Annotated in this window: 18 protein-coding genes; 11 read left to right on the plus strand and 7 right to left on the minus strand. The window is 44.3% G+C overall.

Annotation, left to right across the window (positions count from 1 at the left end; all coding sequences use genetic code 11):
* Positions 1–20 precede the first annotated feature (20 nt).
* From CLV42_RS12145 to CLV42_RS12160, 4 genes are all read right to left on the minus strand, one after another.
* Positions 21–845 carry an inositol monophosphatase family protein gene (locus tag CLV42_RS12145; protein WP_106602185.1) on the minus strand — a complete coding sequence of 275 codons (825 nt, stop codon included), beginning with the start codon at positions 843–845 and terminating at the stop codon, positions 21–23.
* Between the two features lie 71 nt (positions 846–916).
* Positions 917–1,765, minus strand: a complete 849-nt coding sequence (locus tag CLV42_RS12150; protein ID WP_146154369.1) for an AraC family transcriptional regulator — start codon at positions 1,763–1,765, stop codon at positions 917–919.
* 415 nt (positions 1,766–2,180) lie between these two features.
* The gene (locus tag CLV42_RS12155) at positions 2,181–2,990 is read right to left on the minus strand and encodes a DUF4249 domain-containing protein (protein WP_170117478.1); all 810 of its coding nucleotides are present in this window, start codon (positions 2,988–2,990) and stop codon (positions 2,181–2,183) included.
* Between the two features lie 5 nt (positions 2,991–2,995).
* The gene (locus tag CLV42_RS12160) at positions 2,996–5,314 is read right to left on the minus strand and encodes a TonB-dependent receptor (protein WP_106602188.1); all 2,319 of its coding nucleotides are present in this window, start codon (positions 5,312–5,314) and stop codon (positions 2,996–2,998) included.
* A gap of 145 nt (positions 5,315–5,459) precedes the next feature.
* On the opposite strand from CLV42_RS12160, the gene CLV42_RS12165 reads away from it, so the two are divergent.
* The 5 genes from CLV42_RS12165 (at position 5,460) to CLV42_RS12190 (ending at position 10,990) form a co-directional block, all read left to right on the plus strand.
* The gene (locus CLV42_RS12165; RefSeq protein WP_106602189.1) at positions 5,460–6,527 is read left to right on the plus strand and encodes a sensor histidine kinase; all 1,068 of its coding nucleotides are present in this window, start codon (positions 5,460–5,462) and stop codon (positions 6,525–6,527) included.
* Positions 6,502–7,266 carry a LytR/AlgR family response regulator transcription factor gene (locus CLV42_RS12170; protein WP_106602190.1) on the plus strand — a complete coding sequence of 255 codons (765 nt, stop codon included), beginning with the start codon at positions 6,502–6,504 and terminating at the stop codon, positions 7,264–7,266. The genes CLV42_RS12165 and CLV42_RS12170 overlap by 26 nt, the downstream gene beginning before the upstream one ends.
* A 236-nt stretch (positions 7,267–7,502) precedes the next feature.
* The gene (locus CLV42_RS33690; RefSeq protein ID WP_146154370.1) at positions 7,503–8,663 is read left to right on the plus strand and encodes a hypothetical protein; all 1,161 of its coding nucleotides are present in this window, start codon (positions 7,503–7,505) and stop codon (positions 8,661–8,663) included.
* A gap of 76 nt (positions 8,664–8,739) precedes the next feature.
* Complete coding sequence (locus CLV42_RS12185; RefSeq protein ID WP_106602193.1) at positions 8,740–10,062, plus strand: AAA family ATPase; 1,323 nt, start codon at positions 8,740–8,742, stop codon at positions 10,060–10,062.
* Entirely contained in the window at positions 10,055–10,990 is a 936-nt protein-coding gene (locus CLV42_RS12190) for an RloB family protein (protein WP_106602194.1), read from the plus strand. Before CLV42_RS12185 ends, CLV42_RS12190 begins: the two co-directional genes overlap by 8 nt.
* A 139-nt stretch (positions 10,991–11,129) precedes the next feature.
* On the opposite strand, the gene CLV42_RS34300 is transcribed toward CLV42_RS12190, so the two are convergent.
* The 3 genes from CLV42_RS34300 to CLV42_RS12205 all read right to left on the minus strand — a co-directional run bounded on the left by CLV42_RS34300 (position 11,130) and on the right by CLV42_RS12205 (position 14,472).
* Positions 11,130–11,567 (minus strand): DUF6496 domain-containing protein, encoded by a 438-nt coding sequence (locus CLV42_RS34300; protein ID WP_106602481.1) that lies wholly within the window; start codon positions 11,565–11,567, stop codon positions 11,130–11,132.
* A 31-nt stretch (positions 11,568–11,598) separates the two neighbouring features.
* The gene (gene ligD / locus CLV42_RS12200) at positions 11,599–13,608 is read right to left on the minus strand and encodes a DNA ligase D (protein WP_245901636.1); all 2,010 of its coding nucleotides are present in this window, start codon (positions 13,606–13,608) and stop codon (positions 11,599–11,601) included.
* A gap of 66 nt (positions 13,609–13,674) precedes the next feature.
* On the minus strand, positions 13,675–14,472 hold the full coding sequence (locus tag CLV42_RS12205) for an SDR family oxidoreductase (RefSeq protein ID WP_170117479.1): 798 nt from the start codon (positions 14,470–14,472) through the stop codon (positions 13,675–13,677).
* Positions 14,473–14,597: 125 nt separating this feature from the next.
* On the opposite strand from CLV42_RS12205, the gene CLV42_RS12210 reads away from it, so the two are divergent.
* The 6 genes from CLV42_RS12210 (at position 14,598) to CLV42_RS12235 (ending at position 19,770) form a co-directional block, all read left to right on the plus strand.
* Complete coding sequence (locus CLV42_RS12210) at positions 14,598–15,836, plus strand: sigma factor-like helix-turn-helix DNA-binding protein (RefSeq protein ID WP_106602197.1); 1,239 nt, start codon at positions 14,598–14,600, stop codon at positions 15,834–15,836.
* Positions 15,837–16,451: 615 nt separating this feature from the next.
* The gene (locus CLV42_RS12215) at positions 16,452–16,964 is read left to right on the plus strand and encodes an RNA polymerase sigma factor (RefSeq protein WP_245901637.1); all 513 of its coding nucleotides are present in this window, start codon (positions 16,452–16,454) and stop codon (positions 16,962–16,964) included.
* The gene (locus CLV42_RS12220; RefSeq protein WP_106602199.1) at positions 16,952–18,361 is read left to right on the plus strand and encodes an outer membrane beta-barrel protein; all 1,410 of its coding nucleotides are present in this window, start codon (positions 16,952–16,954) and stop codon (positions 18,359–18,361) included. The genes CLV42_RS12215 and CLV42_RS12220 overlap by 13 nt, the downstream gene beginning before the upstream one ends.
* A gap of 26 nt (positions 18,362–18,387) precedes the next feature.
* On the plus strand, positions 18,388–18,804 hold the full coding sequence (locus tag CLV42_RS12225) for an OB-fold protein (RefSeq protein ID WP_106602200.1): 417 nt from the start codon (positions 18,388–18,390) through the stop codon (positions 18,802–18,804).
* Between the two features lie 11 nt (positions 18,805–18,815).
* Positions 18,816–19,217, plus strand: a complete 402-nt coding sequence (locus tag CLV42_RS12230; RefSeq protein ID WP_106602201.1) for a c-type cytochrome — start codon at positions 18,816–18,818, stop codon at positions 19,215–19,217.
* A gap of 13 nt (positions 19,218–19,230) precedes the next feature.
* Entirely contained in the window at positions 19,231–19,770 is a 540-nt protein-coding gene (locus CLV42_RS12235) for a YceI family protein (protein WP_106602202.1), read from the plus strand.

Here is a 19,770-nt window from a genome sequence, read left to right on the forward strand (position 1 = left end):
TAGTTAATGGGCTAATTTTGTTACATCTTACAGCTGAAAATATCCCATTCTACAGGCATTTCTTCCTCCAGTAATCCTACCAGCTCCTCATTGCCGGCCAGTATACCGGTATTGGTCTCCAAGCCGAAGGCCTCACCTACAATGGTCTGTACCTTTCCGCCAGCTTCTTCCACCATAAGGGCACCTGCCAGCCAGTCATAGACATCCGCCCCATATTCCCAGAATGCGTCCAGTCTACCAGCAGCTACATAGGCCAGTTGGAGGGAAGAGGGGCCCAGCATCCTGACAGCACCCGCTTTTGGCAATAGTTTCCCCAGGCTGGTCAGCAGCAGGGTCGTCTCCTTTTTCTCTTTCAGGGGCTGATTGGGATGAGCTGTTGCCAGAATGGCGTCCTGGATGGTATTGCGGACGTTGACCCTGAGCTTCTCTCCATTCAGCCAGGCGCCTTGTCCCCGGAGGGCAGTAAACATTTCATCCCTTACAGGATCATAAACGATAGAAAAAGCAGCGCTGCCATTCTCCATGAGCACCAGCGAGATGCACCAGGGGGAAAAGCCCTGCAGGAAGTGTATGGCCCCGTCCATGGGATCGCATACCCAATACATACGGCCCAGGGCCGGATCTTTTTGCCTGGTGGTATCAAATTCCGCATCAGACCAGGGAATATCGGGTGCTATAGTTAGCAGTCCTGCACGGATAATGTGAGTGGAAAATGCATTGATTGCCCTGAATTGCTGCACCAGCTTCTCCCGGTCTCCTGCTCTGGCAGAAGGTACCTGTGCGTTTTTGAGCGATTTTCCGGCTTCTTTTATGACTTCACAGCTCTTTCTAAGTAGTGTTTCCATACTTGTGATTTTAGGGCAAAGAAAGGCCGGAAAACGCGGTAATAGTTGGAGGCAAAAAGGAAGGTATTGGACTATTCGTGGAATTTGTTCCGGAAAGCCCCGGGAGTTTCCCCTGTCAGTTTACGGAACAGGCGGGAAAAATAGGTATGATCTTCAAATCCTAGCTCCCAGGCAATAGTCTTGACAGGTTTATCCGTATAGTATAGTAATCTTTTAGCTACGTGAAGCATGGCATACTGGCGCCAGTAGGTAACGGGGAAGCCTGTAGTCTCCCGCACGCAGTCATTCAGATGGGCGGTTGTAATATGCATCTGCCGGGCAAAGTAGGCGGGCGTCTGTCCGGTAGGCTGCTGTTGCAATAGTTGCATGAACTGCCGGGTAATAACAGCTGGTTGTCCTTTCAGTTGTATCGTCTTATCCTGTGCCATTTCAAGTTCCGGCAGGATGCGGTGAAAGAAAGCCTCCCCCAATCCTTTCAGAATGGCCGGTTTATGCTTGTTGGTTGTACAGGAAGTGTTGAACGCTGTCTGCAGCACAGCAGCTATCTGGAACAGGTCTTCTGCATTTGTCAGTGGCACATATTGCTGCCTGATGTCCAGGCCCGGCAGAACGGCGGCTAATGCATTGGGAATCAGAAAGGGTGCACAGGATATGGCCCAGCCAGTCGGTGCGCTCGGCCGCGTTGAGAAATGGACCTGTAGTGGTTTAATCACAACCAGCGCCGGCGCTTCACATTGAAAAGTTTCCTTTTCTATTTCCAGTTTACCCTTTCCAGCCGTCAGTAACACGAACAGGTAGTGATCATCCTGGTGAGGTTGGGTGGCCTCCGGAAAATCTACGGGCAGTTCCTCTATATACATTCCGCCAATGGCATAAGGCTCCAGCGAATAAAAGGGTATTGGGTGCGATGTCTTCTTCACGTTAACAGATTGCGGATCACAAATTTACAAATAACAAAGTATAAATCAACCCGGGATCAGCGGCTTGTAGGTATAGTGGAGATTCAGTGGAGGCTTTATCCTATAGGCTCTCTGGTCCTACATTACAGGCACTTTTCTATAGCCGTGGCTATAGGAAGTGCCTATAATGCTATAGTAATGGGCCTATAGGATATAGCCTCCACCGAATCTCTACTGGATCTCTACCGGGTACATTCCCGCAGGAAACCAACTTGAGGGGAACGTATCGATTCCCGGGGATTTATCCCCGGGCTACAAACAAGACGACCCCAAAGGGGGCGATTACCGGGGATGCCTTTGTTTGTTTCCTGCATTCAAAAACGACGCCGGCCACGATCTCATACAGAAATCGTGGCCGGCGCCCCTAAAAAAGTTATCAAGGTACTTTAATCGTCTTCCTCTCTACCGTTTGTGCACTGAAATACCCAATTGCATTCCCCGAAATATTACTTACAGGGTTTGCAGGTGTAGCGGACTCACTCTCGCCGGTAGCACTGCTGCTAAGACTGAAGAAATACTTATACACCGCAGCATCAATATTCAGCATTTCCACGGTGATCTCATCCCCGCTGTTAATGTCATACTCGTGGTCATCATCATCTTCCCCCAGGATGTACAAGCGGGTATTGATATCGTTACCGTTGGTAAGATCATCATTACGCACATAGTAGCGTTTTACTTTTGTGCCCCTGATGAACTGCTGGAAACGGTAGTAATTTGTTTCTCCTGCAGGATCTTTGAAGCTGACATTGGCCACTTTGGTGATATCCCCGAAAAGATCTTCCTCTACGATAGACAAAGAATCCATCGGCACCTTTGATGGCATATAAGACGTTGCGGTATACTGCTCATTGCCAAGGGTAACCAGCAATCCATAGGTATTACCGCTGGTGCCGGATAGTTCAGGTGCAACATATACACCTGTTGACGTTTCAGTCAGCAATGTGGTGTCGCCGTTATGATAGATCTGCACCTTTGCGCCGGATACGCCTGCAAAGGAGTTGTCTGCAGCAAAATCTTTGGTGCGACTGAGCTTCACAACACAGTCTCCTTTGGTATCTGTCAGCACAGCCTCGATCACCAGCTTGTTGTCATTGCCGTTCAGATTAAGATCGATCTCTTTTTCACAGGAGGTGCCGAGTAACAGCGCCGCGCCTAGTATGGTATATATAAAACTGTTACGCATGGTCATTAAAACTTAAAGTTATAAGAGATAGAAGGAATGAATTTGAACAGTGCCGTTTGTTTTGCAACCGTCTTATTCGGATCTTCCTTACTGTCTTCGAAGGTGATAGTGTATGCATTTTCTCTGCCATAAGCATTGTACAGACTGAAGGCCAGTTCTGATGACCAGCGTTTACGTTTCTTCAGCTGCAGTGTAGCACCCAGGTCCAGACGGTGATAGTTCGGCATGCGGTAAGTATTACGGCCGGTGAAGTAATATACAGTCTGACCATCTATCTGGTATTTACCGGAAGGATAAGTCACGGCGTCGCCGGTGTAATAGATCCAGTTGGCAGATAATGTCCATTTCTTACTTACCTGGTACATCGCTACAATCGCTATATCATGTGTTCTGTCCTGGCGTGCATTGTACCATTTGTTGTTATTGATACCATCTATCTGTCTCTCCGTTTTTGAGAGTGTATAACTCAGCCATCCGCTGAATTTACCTACTCTCTTTTTGAACAACCACTCAATACCATAAGCACGTCCTTTACCGAACAGCAGTTCCGATTCTATTGCGTTGCTGACAGTATTCACATCAGCACCATCACGGTAGTCGATCTGGTTTTGTAAAGACTTGTAATAAGTTTCAACAGTCAGTTCATAGTCGCCGCCGAAAAGGTCTTTATAGTAACCGATAGAGTACTGGTCGGATATTTCAGGTTTGATGATGTTGGTGCTGGCCACCCATTTATCCGTAGGACTGCTGGTAGTACTATTGGATATCAGGTGCAGGTTCTGTGTGTTGCGTACATAAGATGCTTTCAGTGAAGAGGTGCTGTTCAGCTTATAGCTGAGCGCCAGTCTGGGTTCCAGGTTTACGTATGTCTTTACAAAATCACCACTCTTATAATGCAGGGTATCGAGTATCTTACCCTCCTTGTCTATGTTAAAGAAGTCGCCTTTACCCAGTACGCTGAAAGCAGACACACGCAGACCATAGGTCGCGCTCAGCTTGTCAGACATTTTCCAGTTATCAGTGACATACAATGCATTCTCCCAGGAATAACGGTCTTCCAATGTCCTGGCGTTGATCTGAGAAGTTTCAGAAGTAGTGACTTGTCCCGGAGTGATGGTGTGGTAAATGGAATTGATACCAAAACGGATGTTGTGGCTGGAAGATGGGTACCATTGTAACTCTTCTTTCAGATTGTAGTCCCTGATCTTCGAATAAATATCTGCATTCACAGAGCCGCTGTTAATGGAGATAGTATAGTCGTAATTACTATAGATGAGGGAGGTATTAGAGAACAATTTATTATTGAAGATGTGGTTCCAGCGCAGGGTAGCGGTGGTATTGCCCCACTGCAGGCCGAACAGATCGCCTACACCCAGTTTATCTTTACCGAAATAGCCGGAGAGGTATAATTTATCTTTCTCACCCAGCTCATAATTCATCTTGGCATTGATATCATAGAAGTACAGTGTATTTTTATTCAGGCTGGAATCGCTGGACAGCTTGAGGAACATATCAGCATATGTTCTGCGTCCCGTAACCAGGAAGGATGATTTATCCTTCTGAATAGGGCCTTCCACGTTCAGTTTGGCAGAAATAAGACCAACACCACCGCTCACGCCGAAATCCTGGTTGTTACCGTCATTCATCTTGATGTCCAGCACAGAGGACAAACGTCCACCATATTGTGCAGGCATACCACCTTTGTACACGGCGATGTCTTTAATCGCATCAGAGTTGAATGTAGAGAAGAAACCCAGCAGGTGAGAGGCATTGTATACGGGCGCCTCATCCAGCAGTATCAGGTTCTGGTCTGCAGCACCACCACGTACGTACATACCGGCGTTACCATCGCCCGCTGATTTAATACCAGGTAGCAACTGGATGACTTTAATGGCATCTCTTTCACCCAGCAGTACGGGCACATTCTTCATCTCTTTGGTAGTCAGCTTTTCCAGTCCCATCTGAGGCGTGCTAAGGCTTCTTTTGGTACTGGTACCGGTAATGGTGACTGCTCCCAGGCTGACAGATTCGTCTTCCAGGGAGATGTTAACAACGGTGTCTTTCCGGAGCACAAACTCTAAATGGTTGGTTTGGAGACCCATAGAAGAGAATTCCAGTTTGTGGTTGCCGTCTGTGAGGGTAATGGAATAGAATCCATATTCATTTGTTGTAGTACCGCCGCCTCCGCTGACTCTTACGGTAGCGCCGATGAGGGTTTCTCCTTTGGCCTTGGATTTAATGGTTCCGCTAATTGTATGTTTCTGCTGTGCCATGGCTTTACCGGCCGTCAGCAAAACAGCAATGAGCAACAATTTTGATTTCATCAGGTGTAAAATTTAGTGCGAAACAAATAATAATTATCTGATATGCAAAAAGTGGCGGGGCCGAAACAGACAAAATAACGGTTGAAATGGACACCCGAAAATTGACGCTACCCAACCTTTGTGCTTAACTTGCAGTCCGAAGCACATGAAAAGATTACCAGTAAAAAGTCTCGTACGCGTAAGTTTAATTGCAGCGCTAAGTATCGCCATCCTGGTGGGGCTGACCTCTTCTGCCAAAGAATATTCACTGACTACAGTCCTGGTCAAATCGACCGTGATCTTTGTGGCTATTCTGTTCCTTAGCTTGTACAATGTGGGCGTACAGGTCTGGCTTTCCAGGCGTTGGAGTTATTTCTCCCGTCAGTTCAGATTTTACAGGTTTATGGCCAGTTTCTCAGGCGCATTGCTCTTCAATTTCCTGATGTTCAGAACGGTAATATCTACCAACCTGCATACCTTCGTCATCCCTGATTGGTATGAGCAGGTGAGGAACAGGGATATATGGCCTCTATTATTTATGTTACATGGCACTGTATTTAACGCTTTTGTACTAATGGTCCATAACTACATCACCATGGTACATGCCAAAAATGATGCAGAACTGGAGAATGCCCGGCTGAAGTTTGCCAATACAGAAGCTATCAATCAGTTATTACGACAACAGATCCATCCACATTTTCTTTTCAATGCGCTGAATACCTTGAAGTCGCTCATACGCCGTCATCCGGATAAGGCAGAAGAATACCTGATCCATTTGTCAGACTTTCTACGCGCCAGTATTTCGAAGGGACACAAGAATATTATTTCGCTGAAGGATGAAATAAAGTTAAGTGTGGACTACCTGGAAATGCAGAAAATGCGTGCAGGAGAAGCCCTGAAATTCTCCATCGATATCGATCAGCAGGCATTGGGCAACCGCTGGCTGCCGGCCTTTTCATTGCAGCCCTTGTTGGAAAATGCGATCAAACATAATGTACTCACCAGTGAAGATCCTTTGTACCTCGATGTGATCCAGGAAGGTGATTATCTGAAAGTGATGAATAACCTGCAGGTGAAACATCAGACAGAAGCTTCTACCGGCAGCGGATTAATGAACCTGTCAGAACGTTATAAGATGCTGACGGGAGAAGATATTCTGATTGAAGACGATGGAAGAACATTTACCGTAAAAATAAAAATCTTACAGCATGCGGGTAGTGATTATAGAGGATGAGTTGCTGACGGCAGAGGATCTTAAAGAAAGTATCCAGCAACTGGATGATACGGTGGAAGTTGTAGCAATGCTGAAATCAGTCAGAGAGGCCGTGACCTATTTTCAACAGAACGATATGCCGGATCTTATCTTTAGTGATATACAACTGGGAGATGGAGAGAGCTTCGACATCTACAGAACGGTAGAAGTCTCAGCGCCCGTGATCTTCTGTACTGCCTACGATGAATACGCCCTGCAGGCATTTAAGACCAATGGCATTGAGTATATCCTGAAGCCATTCACCAATGCCTCCATCGCAGATGCCATCAAAAAGTATAATAACCTGCGCCGTCAGTTCACCGGAGCAGGCACAGACAACCCCGCCAATACAATCGCAGAAACCGTACAGCAGCATACCTCCAAACCTGCGGCGATACTGGTATACTACAAAGACAAGATAGTGCCGGTCAGGCTGGATAGTATCGTATTGTTTTATATCGAGAAAGAGACTTTATACCTGATGACCTTCGACAGGCAACACTATTACCTGAAGAAATCTCTTGAAGAAGCCGAGCAGCTTTGTGGTAATGATTTCTTCCGGGTAAACAGACAATTCCTCGTTAACCGTAAGGCTATAAAAGACGCATCACACTATGTAGCCCGTAAGCTGAGTGTGAACCTGTCAGTGCCTTTTAAAGAGGTGATCACCATCAGCAAAGAAAAAGCACCTCAGTTCCTCGCCTGGTTGTCGGGAAAGTAAATGGAGACGGCAATTTTTTCATGTCCGTTCTTTTAAGTATTTTTCTTACAAAAATGTTGTGTTTGAAATGCTAGGGTTTAAAATTCCGGGTTGGTATTGTCGACATCATTGATGTCGAATATCCTATTTGAAAGATCTGGTTAATAAGCATGTCTAGTAAATAATAGTAATTTTATTCATAGGAATTTCGAGACGACAATTCGTATAAAGTAAATTTATCCTCAAGAGATTTGTTTATGCATCCCAAATTATCACATTTAAGTAAAGAAGAAATTGGCCAGCTCATTCAACGTTTTTATAATAAGGAAAAGTTGAGCGATCTTATTACCGAATTTAGAATAGATACGAAAACTACAATGCTCAATAAATTGTTTCCTCCTACGATATGTGAAACTCTTTACTGTCCCTATTGTGAAAATATAAACCTCATTTCCCATTATGAGTCAAGAAATAGTTTTAATATAAAGTCAGCTCCCCTTTGTCCAAGCTGTGGCCATGTTACAGGCGAGTATTGCCGGTGTGATAACTGCCGACAATATGCTCGTTTACGGGCGGAAAGGAAAAAAGATAAGCAAAGATCGCTTATATTGGAAAAATGCTCTTCAATATTTATCCCTCCACATGAAGTACAGGAGTTATCATTTGAAGCATCTGTTTATTTAATGGCTTTGACAAGGCATTCGATAAGTGAGGATTTTAGATTTCTCTTTCTCTTCGACAAAACCCAGGTAAAACTTGCTCCTACTTTCGATTTTATCAAGCAGATGCAAGTTAGTCTTAAAGAATGTGGATTAATTAGTGTCAGTCCTGAAAGTAAAATAGACTGTTTTACATTTAATGAAGAGGTTACAGCTATCACTGCTTATTATCCTTCCGAAGTTCAATGGGAGCTTTTACCTTCATTCTCTGCTCAAGAGAAAAAAGCATATATCGCGAAGCTACAGGAAATGATAGTTTCTGGTAATTGGCCGGAACATTGGCAAACTGAGTGTAAAGTATTATGGCGGGCCCTCGTTCTGGATGAGTGCATTGAATACTTAATTTATCTTTTGGAAAGCAGACATTTTAAAGAGATAGAAGTTGGGGAGAAAACTAAAGCTGCCTTTGATGCATTACTAGAGGAATTTTCTATTGCCCAAATCTTCAATTTATCATGGCAGTCTGTCCGGGATATGGTAGATTCCTTAACGGTTAAGGGGATACCACATTTTCAGGCAGTAAATGTATTTACAGGCACATTATTGAGGAAGGCTGATCGAGCCTTGGCGCAAGGTTGGATTGTAAAAGATGCCAGAAGGGACTTTAATTGCCCGCAATCTGTTGTTAGTTCAACGCTATTTAATTTGTTCTTAAAGCTGGGAGATAGTGCGTGGACAACTAAAGTGCCAGGTGGTTGATAAGGTGTTTTTTATGTTTTTGTTCCCAATACTGGGCGAATTTGCGTATTTTGCGTAAAAATGGGAGATATTAGGTATGATTTTAGGCGTATCAATTACCAATTTTCGATCAATTAAAGATACTTTTGACTTCACTCTTGAGGCTGAATCAGGTCAGAGTAAAGCAGATAATTTCTTCGAAATTGAGTTGGCTAATCAGCAGAAAGTGAAGTTGTTAAAGTCGGCAGTGATCTATGGTCCAAATGCTTCCGGAAAGACTAATTTTATTAGGGCGCTATACAATTTGACGGAGTTTATTAAAAAGTCTACGGATATAAGAGTTGAAAGTAGTATCCGATATTATGAGCCTTTTTTATTCGATCAGGATACAGACCAGGCGCCAACGAAAATGGCAATTGAATTTGCATTGCCAGGGGAAACCAATTATATTAAGTATAAGTATCAAATTGAATTTACGAGACAAGAAGTCTTGTTAGAAGAACTGGATTATTATCCTAAAGGTCAGAAACATAATCTCTTTAAAAGAACTGCTCCGGAGAAAGGCAATGTTAAAGAGATTGAGTTTATACATACAGGAAAATTGTCGAAAGATTTAGGATATAAAGAATATCCGGTTTTCAAAAACCAATTGCTGCTATCCAAATTTGGAAAGGATGTGCCTCATGAAATGTTAACAGGGGTTTACCTATATTTTGATAGTATAGAAGTTTGGAATGCGCTTGACGTAATCAGAATAAATAGCTTAAGAGAAGAGATCGCCAATGAGTTGTTATTGCCTGAGAATGATAATTTGAGAAAAAGAATAAATAAGCTATTACGTATCGCTGATACCAAAATCAGCGGTATTAGCATCAGGGAGACCTCAGATGATAATCGGGTATATTTTGCAAATGATAATTCAAGCGAATCCAACTACAACATAGGTAGAAGTAGAGTTTCTGCGCAGCACACCGTATACAAAAATGGAAGTGAGGTAGGAGTAAAAGAACTTCCTTTGAGAGAAGAGTCTGCCGGAACAAATGTTTTATTTGCATTGGGGGGAATTATCCTGAAAAGATTGGAAAGGGGGGGCGCAATATTTTTTGATGAGTTAGACAACAGTCTTCATCCAAGATTGTCAAAGTTCCTTGTCAGACTTTTTAATAATCCTATAAGCAACCCGAAAAATAGCCAGCTTGTCGTTGCCACACACGAAGTGACTTTATTGGATAAAGAAGTATTTCGGAAAGATCAGATCTGGTTTTCGGAAAAGAATAAATATGGTGTTACTGATCTTTTTTCAGCGAAAGACTTTGAGGGCGTCAGGGACGATACTCCCTTTGATAAATGGTATATGAACGGAAAGTTTGGTGGACAACCAAAGATTAAAGAAATAGAATTTATTTTTGATCATGAGTAAAAAAAAGAGAGTTCCTCCTACTTCAATTTTTATTGCTTGTGAAGGTAAAAACACCGAACCTATCTACTTTGAAAAGATAAAAGAAATTGTCGAAGAGGATTTTAACCTGGCGATAACCATTTATCCAGATAAAAATGATGAAGCACATTCTTCTCACGCATTAGGTTTAGTTGAAGAGGCCAGATCAAGGATTGATGAATTTGATGAAGTCTGGGCCGTATTTGATAAAAATGGTTATACTAAACACCGCGAAGCATTTGATCTCGCCAATCAGCAGGTGCTGGGTAAGAAGGTTAATATCGCATTCTCAAGTATTTCTTTTGAACATTGGGTACTGCTGCATTTTGAAAAGTCAAATACTGCTTTTCCTAAATCAAAAGACATTATTGATAGATTAGCAGGGTGTGGATATTTTCCCGAGTACGAAAAGAAGACTTATATTGATACTTTTTCCCGACTACAGGAAAGAACAGCAATTGCATTGGAAAATTCGGCATGGTTGGAATACCAAAAGACCTCTTCCGGATTGTTGCCTGATACTCCCGTTTATCAGCTGAATCCATATACTAACGTGGGAAAACTTGTGAAAAGGTTGTTAGGTATAGAAACTGTGTTTATTTGGTCGGGGATTGGAATTGAAACAACTGTAGAAGATTTGCAAATCACGCTTCAGTATCAGGGGCTGGTATTATCGATCCTGATTGAAAATAAGTCTAATGGCCAGTATGTTTTTAATCAAACTAATATTGGCCAATATCTCCAAATACGAGATTCGGTCGGTGGGGTAAATGACTTTTCCTTAGCCGCAACTAAATTGATTGCGCCAGGAGCTAAAGAGAGTTTGGAGCTAAGCGTAAAATCGCCCTTAGCTGGGAATATTGTAACATTTCTTTTGAAAGGAACAAAAGCAGTTATTGAACTAAACTGAAAAGCTGTCCAAATTGATGTCCAGCAATACCGATTATACGCTAATCCTTGTGTTTGATAAAATGGAGACCATAAAATGAGTTGATGGCTGCCATCAATTAAGTGCTACAAGACATTTTACAGTCTCTCTGATTTCAATTTTAAGACTTCGCAGCAGCTTTCTTCTTCGGTGTAGCCCGTTTTTTTGCAGCCGCTTTCTTTTTAGGTGCGGCCTTCTTCGCTGTAGCTTTTTTCGCTGTGGATTTTTTAGCAGCCGCTTTTTTCCTTGGAGCTGCTTTTTTAGCAGCCGCTTTCTTCGGTGTAGCCCGTTTCTTTGCAGCTGCTTTCTTTTTAGGCGCTGCCTTCTTAGTTGTAGCCTTCTTTGCAGCAGCCTTTTTCTTAGGTGCAGCTTTCTTCTTTGCAGCAGCTTTCTTTGGTACTTTAGCACCTTCTTTCCTGGCTTCTGATAAGCCTATGGCGATAGCCTGTTTGGGATTAGTGACCTTCTTACCACTTCTGCCGCTTTTCAGTTTACCTTCCTTCATTTCATGCATATTCTCTTCCACTTTGTCCTGGCTCTTTCTTGAATACTTTGCCATAATGTAGAATTTAAAGGTTAATAAATATACTTCATGCTTGTACATCACGTAGTATCTTCTTCATATCAATTCCCTTGCCGAGTACAGGTTTGAATATATCGCCCATTTCATTGATCCGGGCAACAGCGTTGGTAATATTGAAGTCTTTCATCTTTAAACCCTTTTTTACTTCCTCCCAATGTAGCGGCATAGACACCGTAGCACCTGGTTTTGGTCGCAGGGAGTAGGGGGCGGCCAGTGTAGCTTTGGGCCTGTTCTGCAGGTAGTCAACATATATTTTGCCCCGCCTGTTCTGCGTCATACGTTCTATACTGGTAAATGAAGGTAATGCCGCATGTACCTGTGTAGCGATCCACTTACCGAACAACTGGCATTCATCGTAAGTATATTTAGCGTTTAAAGGAATGTAGATATGTATGCCGGTGGAACCGGATGTTTTGCAATATCCCGGGGCTTTGATACTGTCAAGAACTTCTTTGGTGACAAGCGCTGTTTGTATTACCTGCTCAAAGGTATTCTTTTCTGTTGGATCCAGGTCAATAATACACCAATCCGGATGATCCGGTTTTTGTATCCTGCTGTTCCATGGGTTCATTTCAATACTACCCAGGTTAGCCATATATAACAGGCTGGCTTCGTCTGTACCCACCATAAAATTCTTGTCTTCCCCTTCACTGGTATGATAGGGAAAGGTCTTGATCCAGTCGGGTGCTTTGCCTGTTACATCTTTCTGATAAAAACTCTTGCCTTTTATACCGTTGGGAAACCTGTTCAGTGACTGGGGCCGGTCTTTCAGATAAGGTATAATATAGGGCGCTACCTGGTAATAATAGTTCAGCATGTCCCGTTTGGTGAATTTCTCTTCCGGCCAGAATACTTTATTTAGATTGGAGAACTTCAGTTCATGTTTATTGATCTTCCTGACCTGTGTATCTTCGGATGGATTGAGTAATGTTTTACGGTTGCCACCAATTACCGGTGTTAACATCTTTTGTGAAATAGCCGTACCTGTTTTCTTTGCAGCTTTCTGAACGGACTGGGGCGCTTCTTTCATAACGTCTTTTGCTGCTTTATCTTCCCGCATCCCTTCGAAAGAGGGGTGGCGCATCACACCATCCGACGTGATCTCTGCATAACTTACTTCACATACCAGCTCCGGCTTTAACCAGGTAGCTACTGCCTTCGGAGGATTGGGCCTGAAGCGGGAAGGTTTATTGACATCGGGAACAGTGGTAAAAGGAGATTTTTTGATGGTCAGTGGCTTGAATAACTGCATCATCTCCTTCTGTCTCGCGGTAGTAAACCCTGTACCGATCTTACCGGTATATTGCAGTTTACCATCTTCAAACACGCCTACCAGTAATGAACTGAAAGGTTTGGAAGAGTTTTCATTACGGGTATAACCACCTATCACTACTTCATGTCTTTTATTGATCTTGATCTTTAACCAATCAGTTGTGCGTATGCCGGGATGGTAGGTGCTATCTTCCTTTTTAGCGATGATCCCCTCCAGTCCCAGTGATTGTGCTGCTGCGAGGAATTCTGTAGGAGACGTCGTAAAGCCGGCGCTAAACCGGATAATATCCGGCGCCGGAAACAGTTTTTCCAATAGCTGCCTGCGTTGAATGAGTGGTAACTGTGTAAGGTCATACCCATTCAGCCACAAAAGATCAAACACATAATAGATCAATTCACCATCCGCTTCACTTCTCCAGTTCTGCAAATCGCCGAAACTGGAAGTACCGCTTTCATTGAGTACCACTATTTCTCCATCTGTTACGGCGTTGATGTTCCAGGCTTTCAGTGCATCATGAACAGGATAGAATTTCTCATCGAATGGTTTATTGTTGCGTGAGATGAGTTGTACGTCACCTTTATTCAGCAAGGCTATTGCGCGATACCCATCCCATTTTACCTCATACATCCAGCCCGGCTCCTCCACTGGTTTATCTACCAGTGTGGCCAGCATGGGTGACACCGTAGCGGGGAATTGAGCCCGTGTACGTCCGGAAGGCGTAGAAGATGAGGACTTTTTACGCATGTATAGATAAGATCAAAGATCTTACCAGTATGTACTACAGCAATCTCATGAACATGGCATATGCTGTTATTGATTACCCATACCTCTCTTTCTGGCAATGCGATAATAAGCAGGAGGTAGTAGTATACGCAGCCAGTATAGCAGCCGTTCGCTTCTGGCAATGATCACATGTTTCTTTTTACGGCTGATAGCTGTGAGTATTTTGACCGCACATTCGTTCACTGGAATACCATTCAGCTGGCCTTCATCCATCTTGTCGTAAGGCGCGCCGTCTCCTGTAAGTGCAGACAGGGATAGTCCTGTTTTGATCCTGCCGGGGCTTACAATGGTCACATAAAAGTTGTTCAGGGTATGCTCTACCTGCAGCGTTTCAAAATATCCTTTCAATGCATGTTTGGACGCAACATAACCACTACGCATAGGAAAGCCCATCAGGCCCGACATGCTGCTAATGGCTACTACATGTCCGTGTCCCTGCCTTTTGAAATGAGGCAACAGGTATTGTGTAATGGTCAGGGGGCCAAAGAAGTTAACGTTCATCAGCTGGTGGTATACTGATAGCTGTGTATCGATGGCCAGGGAGCGTTGTCCTACGCCCGCTGAATGAATAACGATATCAATATGTCCATAGGCGCTGATGGCATGCGCTACCACCTGTGTTAATGCTGTGTTGTCAGTCATATCAGCTGGCAGTATCATACAACCTGTGTGGCCTTCCAGCTGCGCTTCCAGTGATCTTAACGCAGCATATTCACGGGATGTAATGATCAGGCGTGCCTTTTGTACCGCTAGTGCTTTCGCCAGGCCCGCCCCGATACCGGAAGAGGCGCCAATGATCCAGATAACTTTATGCTCGAAATTCATATTACCGATGATTTGGCCGTGCCGCAAAGCTACACATTTGCCATTGATCATTGAAGCCAGCAATAGGCAAGAGGTTTGATCAGGTGCTGTATATTTCGTATATTCCTGTTCTTATCGTTGGAGTTATGGAGGAGACAAATTACCACGAGAAAGAACTGCTGCAGGACATTGCAGATGGCAATGAAACTTCTTTTGTCCGCTTCTTCCGGGCGGTGGCTCCTTTGGTATATGCTGATCTGGCTGTTGTCCTGAAAGGAGATGTCCGTTGTATTAACGCCGTATTGCAGGAAACCTTCATTATCATCTGGCTGCACAGGGATAAGTTACCGCTCGTAAAAGACCTGGACGCTTATCTACGCTCCGTAACCTTGCAGGAGTGTTATAATTATCTGCAGGATACATCCTCTGCCGAGCTGTTGCCCATACCACAGTATGAGGAAGATCTTCCTCCTGAAATACAGCATTACAAAGCTTACCAGTCACTGATTCACGATACGATCCTATCGCTGCCTGAGCAGCGGAGGCTGATCTATGAGATGCACCGGCTGAAAGGAATGTCGTCCGCCCAGATAGCAGCCACTATGCAGTTGTCTGTAGATACGGTTACTTGCGCTATCAATGCCGTGCATCAGTCAGTAAGGCAATGTTTGAAGGAGGTGGCGCACAGCAGCGTATCATCCCGGCATAATCAGTGGGTGGTAGAGAAAACGAAGCTGCTGGAGGAGTACCCGCCGGTTATTTCCCCCTTTAATGAACATTGGATGCCGTTTGTATCAAAAGCTATGGCCATAGACCGGCCCATACCGGCAGACAGTACCCCGCTGATCAGGCGGCTCTATTCTCACCGCCTCAATTATCTGTACGCTATTGTCGCATTGGTGTTCCTGATAGTAGGGCCAGGTCTTTATCTGATCATCATGCGGTCAGAGAGATCTGCTTCTTTCAGGGCCATGTCTTCTTCCGGTCAGCATAAGTCCAGGAGTACTCTGCCCGATGGCACGGAAGTGTGGATGAATACCGGCAGTGCGGTCAGATATCCCGCCACGTATAGTGTAGCAGGAAGGGTGGTAGAAGTGGAAGGGGAGGCCAGCTTCCGGGCGAACACCAGCACCGGGCAGCCTTTTCATATCCGCGGTTACGAGGTTTATGCAGACGTAACAGGGACTCATTTTAATATACATGCCTATACCACTCCTTCACATATGGTGATTACCGCTCTGGGAAGTACGGTCAGAGTCCAGACCGAAGGTAAAGATCTGTCCCTGCAGTCGGGTCAGCAGATAGACATCACCCAGGAGGGGCCCCTCAAGGTCACCCCGGCCGATACAGCGGCTATTGCCAGCTGGAAAAAGGAAATCAAATAAATAATTATTGGGAACCCGTTAGGGAAAACAAAACGTCAATCGGTCCGCCGGTGACGCGACCGTGTGTCTGCGCGGGGCAACCCCGGTAGCAACAAAACATCCATCGGCTCCGTAGGTGCCGTTTTGTTTGTTTCCCGGGGCTTCAACCCCGGGAAACGGTGTTTCACCCGCGGGGATAATCGGGGTTTCACACCCGGGTTGATAATTGGGCTTCAACCCCGTTAAGCAACAAAACATCAATCGGCTCCGTAGGTGCCGTTTTGTTTGTAGCCTGGGGTTTCAACCCCAGGAACCGGGGGGCACACCCCCCGAATCGGCGTTTTGTTTGTAACGCGGGATTCCACCCCCGGGTGGCAATAAAACCGTAATTTTACCCCAGATAATACCAAAGCCAGGAATAATTTTCTTTTAAAAATCATTGGTTTATAGTTGTTTATATAGCTGTAGGATTCTTATCTGGAAAATATTTTATACCTCAGGCAACCTTTCTTTCAAGGTTCCGTATTTAGAAGGTATACAGGACACACATGAGCCTCTATTGATTGATAAGCATTGGAACAACTGACTACCATAATACAGGGGTGCATTAATAAACAGCCCAGATGCCAAAAGTTATTGTATGAGCAATACTATGGCTATGCTTTTAAGATCGTGTTCAGGTACATTTACCGGTATGAGAATGCGAAGGATGTGGTCAACGATGGCTTTGTGAAGGTATTTACCCGTTTTGACAAGTTCAGTTGTGAAGAAACAGAAGACCAGGAGAAGATGTTGATGGGATGGATCAGGAAGATCATGGTCAATACAGCAATAGATGAACTGAGACGGAAAAATATGATACCGGAGATCGGAGGCATACCCGAAGAAGTATGGGAAGTGCCGGACGTAGGGCAGACCGCAGAGCAGCAGTTATATTACAAGGAGTTGATTGTACTGGTCAAAGAATTACCACCATCCTATCAGGTGGCATTCAACATGTATGTAATAGATGGGTTCTCCCACCAGGAAATTGCTGATAAGCTCAATATCAGTATTGGAACCTCAAAGTCAAACCTGGCAAAAGCGAGGGCGTATTTACAGAAAAAATTAAACACAGATATACCTGAAATAGACGTATGCAGCTCCTAGACGACGATATGGACGAACTTTTCCGCAATGCGGCCTCAGATTATCCCCTGAATACAGGCGGAGGAGACTGGGAAGCTATGCGGAACAGATTGCAGCAGGCTGAGAATACTCAGCAGGGGACGGCTACAGGCGAGCGTAAGGGTCGCTGGTGGTTCAGATATGGTCTCTTTGGGATCATGACCGCCATGCTGATGATTACTGCTGTTAAAGGCTTGTATAACGGGGAACGTCTTCTTTCAGGAGATGGGGGAAAGGCATTATTTCATCCTGACCAGCAACAGATGCCTGTTGATAGTTACACTGACAGTGTTCAAATCGTACAGGAAGAAAATCACAACGAAACACAAAAAGATCAACATAGTAAAGAGGCTATAAACGGAAGCCAGTTAACGGTAAACAAAGTTGGTACCGGTAGTAATCATCAGGGCACATATGAACATGTAGTCAGGAATGATAGGCAGGAGGTTACAGTAAAAACAGCACAACATAGCCACAACCGGTTAACAACAGAGAACAGTGAACAATACGCCGTGAACAGGAACACCGGGAATAACACTGTACGCGCCAGCGTAACACAGGATATTCCCACCAGCAGTTATCCTGCTGCCAGGCGGGGGATAACTGCTGTTAATTCTACTTCATTGAGTCTTGATGGCATCCATGGAGCTGCGAACAGGGAGATGCATGCTGACATGCATATACTGCATGCAAATAACAGGATCAGGATACCTGCTTTTGCAAAGTCTGACAGCAATGCTGCCGTGCAGGCGCCAAAGGTGAAACAGGAACCTGCATCGCTGAAAAAAGGCTTGTATTATGGATTGATTGCAAGCCCCGATATTACCACAGTGAAATTTCAGCGTACCTCCAATGTAGGATATAACGTAGGGCTGATAGCAGGTTACCGGTTCAGTAAACGACTGGCAGTGGAAACCGGGGTGATATACGAACGCAAATATTACTATTCAGACGGTAAATACTTCGAAACAAAGAAGACGCCATGGCCGACTGACATGAATCTGATAAACGTGAACGGATGGTGTAATATGTATGAAATACCACTGAATGTGCGGTATACTTTTGCAACCGGTACTAAGAGCAACTGGTATGTCAACGGAGGGATGTCATCGTACATCATGAAAAAGCAGGGCTATAACTATAGTTACGAATACTATGGAACTTATGGAGACCGGGATTGGGTGTATAAAAAAGCTACGAAAGACTGGTTCGCAAATGTACACCTGGGCGTGGGGTATGAACGCCCTCTGGGAATATTGGGAACCCTGCGGGTAGAACCATATGCAATGATACCTGTAAAAGGTATTGGTGTTGGAAAACTGCCTGTAACGAGTGTAGGCATGAACATTGGCCTCACCCGGCCATTACGGCTTAAATAAGAACCGTACTTAATAAGACTAATAACATGACGCGAAGAAAATTGATCATTCTCGCAGGGGCATTACTTTGCCTTATAGCAGCGGGAACAGGATACTATTTGTATAACAAACCAAGGACTTCTGCAGCGGAGTCCCATACGGATAAACATATCAGTGCACAGCAACTGTATGAGGAATTTTCCAGTAATGAACAGCAGGCCAACAGCAATTATGTGAATAAGGTAGTGGAAGTAAAAGGCACTGTAACTGATATACAAAAAACAGGCGCATCAATATCCGTATTACTCGCAGGACAGGGAAATGGTGGTGTGAATTGTAGCATAGCACCGGGCGAAGAGGAACAGCTTCCTAAAATAGGAGAGTCCGTACTCATTAAAGGACTGTGTACCGGAATGCTGATGGATGTAAGTATTGTCGACGCAACTATTATAAATAACAAGTAACAACACTGATCATGAAAAAACTACTGTTCCCTTTATTTGCAATTGCTATTGCATGCACAACAACCATCGTTTCCTGCTCGAAAGACAATGAACAGGATATCACCAACAATAATCCTAACCCTCCTGATGGCGGTAATAACAGCTGCGATACCGCAAATATGCAGTATACAAGAGACGTATTGCCTATCATCAGCGGCAGTTGCTATAGCTGTCATGGTAATGGTAATGTAAGCGGTGGCGTATCATTAGGCAACTATGCCGGACTGAAAACACAGGCCGATAATGGTAATCTCCTGCACGTGATCAATCATGATGCTGGTTATCCTGCTATGCCACAGGGAGGTTCTAAACTGTCTGATTGTAATATCAATAAGATCAGATCCTGGATCAATCATGGTGCATTGAACAACTAAAACTGTAGTGAAGATGAGAACCATATGCTTTATTGTACTGGTGTGTCTGTCTTACCTGCCTATGCAGGCCCAGACATTTATGACCAGAAACGGAAATGTCAGCTTCTTCTCCAAAACACCACTGGAGGATATCAAGGCTGAGAACACACAGGCTTTCGCAGCTGTAGATCTCACAAAGAAATCCGTAGCGTTTACATTGTTGCAGCGGAATTTCCTGTTTCCTAAAGAGTTGATGCAGGAGCACTATAATGAGAACTATGTGGAAAGCGATAAGTTTCCTAAGGCACAATTCAGCGGTACTTTTACCGGTGACGTGCCCACTAAGCCTGGTATCTACAAGGTGCAGGTAAGCGGGCAACTGACGCTGCACGGCGTTACCCAGCAAGTTACTGTGCCTGGAGAGCTGGAAGTACAGGATGGAAAGTTAACTGCAAAATCTGCTTTTGCAGTCAAACCTTCTGACTTCGACATCAAGATCCCGTCTCTGGTAAAAGATAAGATTGCGTCACAAATAAATGTAAAAATAGTCGCGGTGTGTCTGCCGGCAAAATAG

Origin of the sequence: Chitinophaga ginsengisoli, from assembly GCF_003014595.1 — a bacterium.
Taxonomy (GTDB): domain Bacteria; phylum Bacteroidota; class Bacteroidia; order Chitinophagales; family Chitinophagaceae; genus Chitinophaga; species Chitinophaga ginsengisoli.

Excerpts from the sequence above, each read along its gene's own strand:
- CLV42_RS12190 (WP_106602194.1), top strand. The coding sequence starts at position 10,055 with ATGAGTAAAAAAAAGAGAGTTCCTCCTACTTCAATTTTTATTGCTTGT.
- CLV42_RS12170 (WP_106602190.1), top strand. The coding sequence starts at position 6,502 with ATGCGGGTAGTGATTATAGAGGATGAGTTGCTGACGGCAGAGGATCTT.
- CLV42_RS12230 (WP_106602201.1), top strand. The coding sequence starts at position 18,816 with ATGAAAAAACTACTGTTCCCTTTATTTGCAATTGCTATTGCATGCACA.
- CLV42_RS12210 (WP_106602197.1), top strand. The coding sequence starts at position 14,598 with ATGGAGGAGACAAATTACCACGAGAAAGAACTGCTGCAGGACATTGCA.
- CLV42_RS12160 (WP_106602188.1), bottom strand. The coding sequence starts at position 5,314 with ATGAAATCAAAATTGTTGCTCATTGCTGTTTTGCTGACGGCCGGTAAA.
- CLV42_RS12145 (WP_106602185.1), bottom strand. The coding sequence starts at position 845 with ATGGAAACACTACTTAGAAAGAGCTGTGAAGTCATAAAAGAAGCCGGA.
- CLV42_RS12220 (WP_106602199.1), top strand. The coding sequence starts at position 16,952 with ATGCAGCTCCTAGACGACGATATGGACGAACTTTTCCGCAATGCGGCC.
- CLV42_RS34300 (WP_106602481.1), bottom strand. The coding sequence starts at position 11,567 with ATGGCAAAGTATTCAAGAAAGAGCCAGGACAAAGTGGAAGAGAATATG.
- CLV42_RS12235 (WP_106602202.1), top strand. The coding sequence starts at position 19,231 with ATGAGAACCATATGCTTTATTGTACTGGTGTGTCTGTCTTACCTGCCT.
- CLV42_RS12205 (WP_170117479.1), bottom strand. The coding sequence starts at position 14,472 with ATGAATTTCGAGCATAAAGTTATCTGGATCATTGGCGCCTCTTCCGGT.
- ligD (WP_245901636.1), bottom strand. The coding sequence starts at position 13,608 with ATGCGTAAAAAGTCCTCATCTTCTACGCCTTCCGGACGTACACGGGCT.
- CLV42_RS12185 (WP_106602193.1), top strand. The coding sequence starts at position 8,740 with ATGATTTTAGGCGTATCAATTACCAATTTTCGATCAATTAAAGATACT.
- CLV42_RS33690 (WP_146154370.1), top strand. The coding sequence starts at position 7,503 with ATGCATCCCAAATTATCACATTTAAGTAAAGAAGAAATTGGCCAGCTC.
- CLV42_RS12165 (WP_106602189.1), top strand. The coding sequence starts at position 5,460 with ATGAAAAGATTACCAGTAAAAAGTCTCGTACGCGTAAGTTTAATTGCA.
- CLV42_RS12155 (WP_170117478.1), bottom strand. The coding sequence starts at position 2,990 with ATGCGTAACAGTTTTATATATACCATACTAGGCGCGGCGCTGTTACTC.
- CLV42_RS12225 (WP_106602200.1), top strand. The coding sequence starts at position 18,388 with ATGACGCGAAGAAAATTGATCATTCTCGCAGGGGCATTACTTTGCCTT.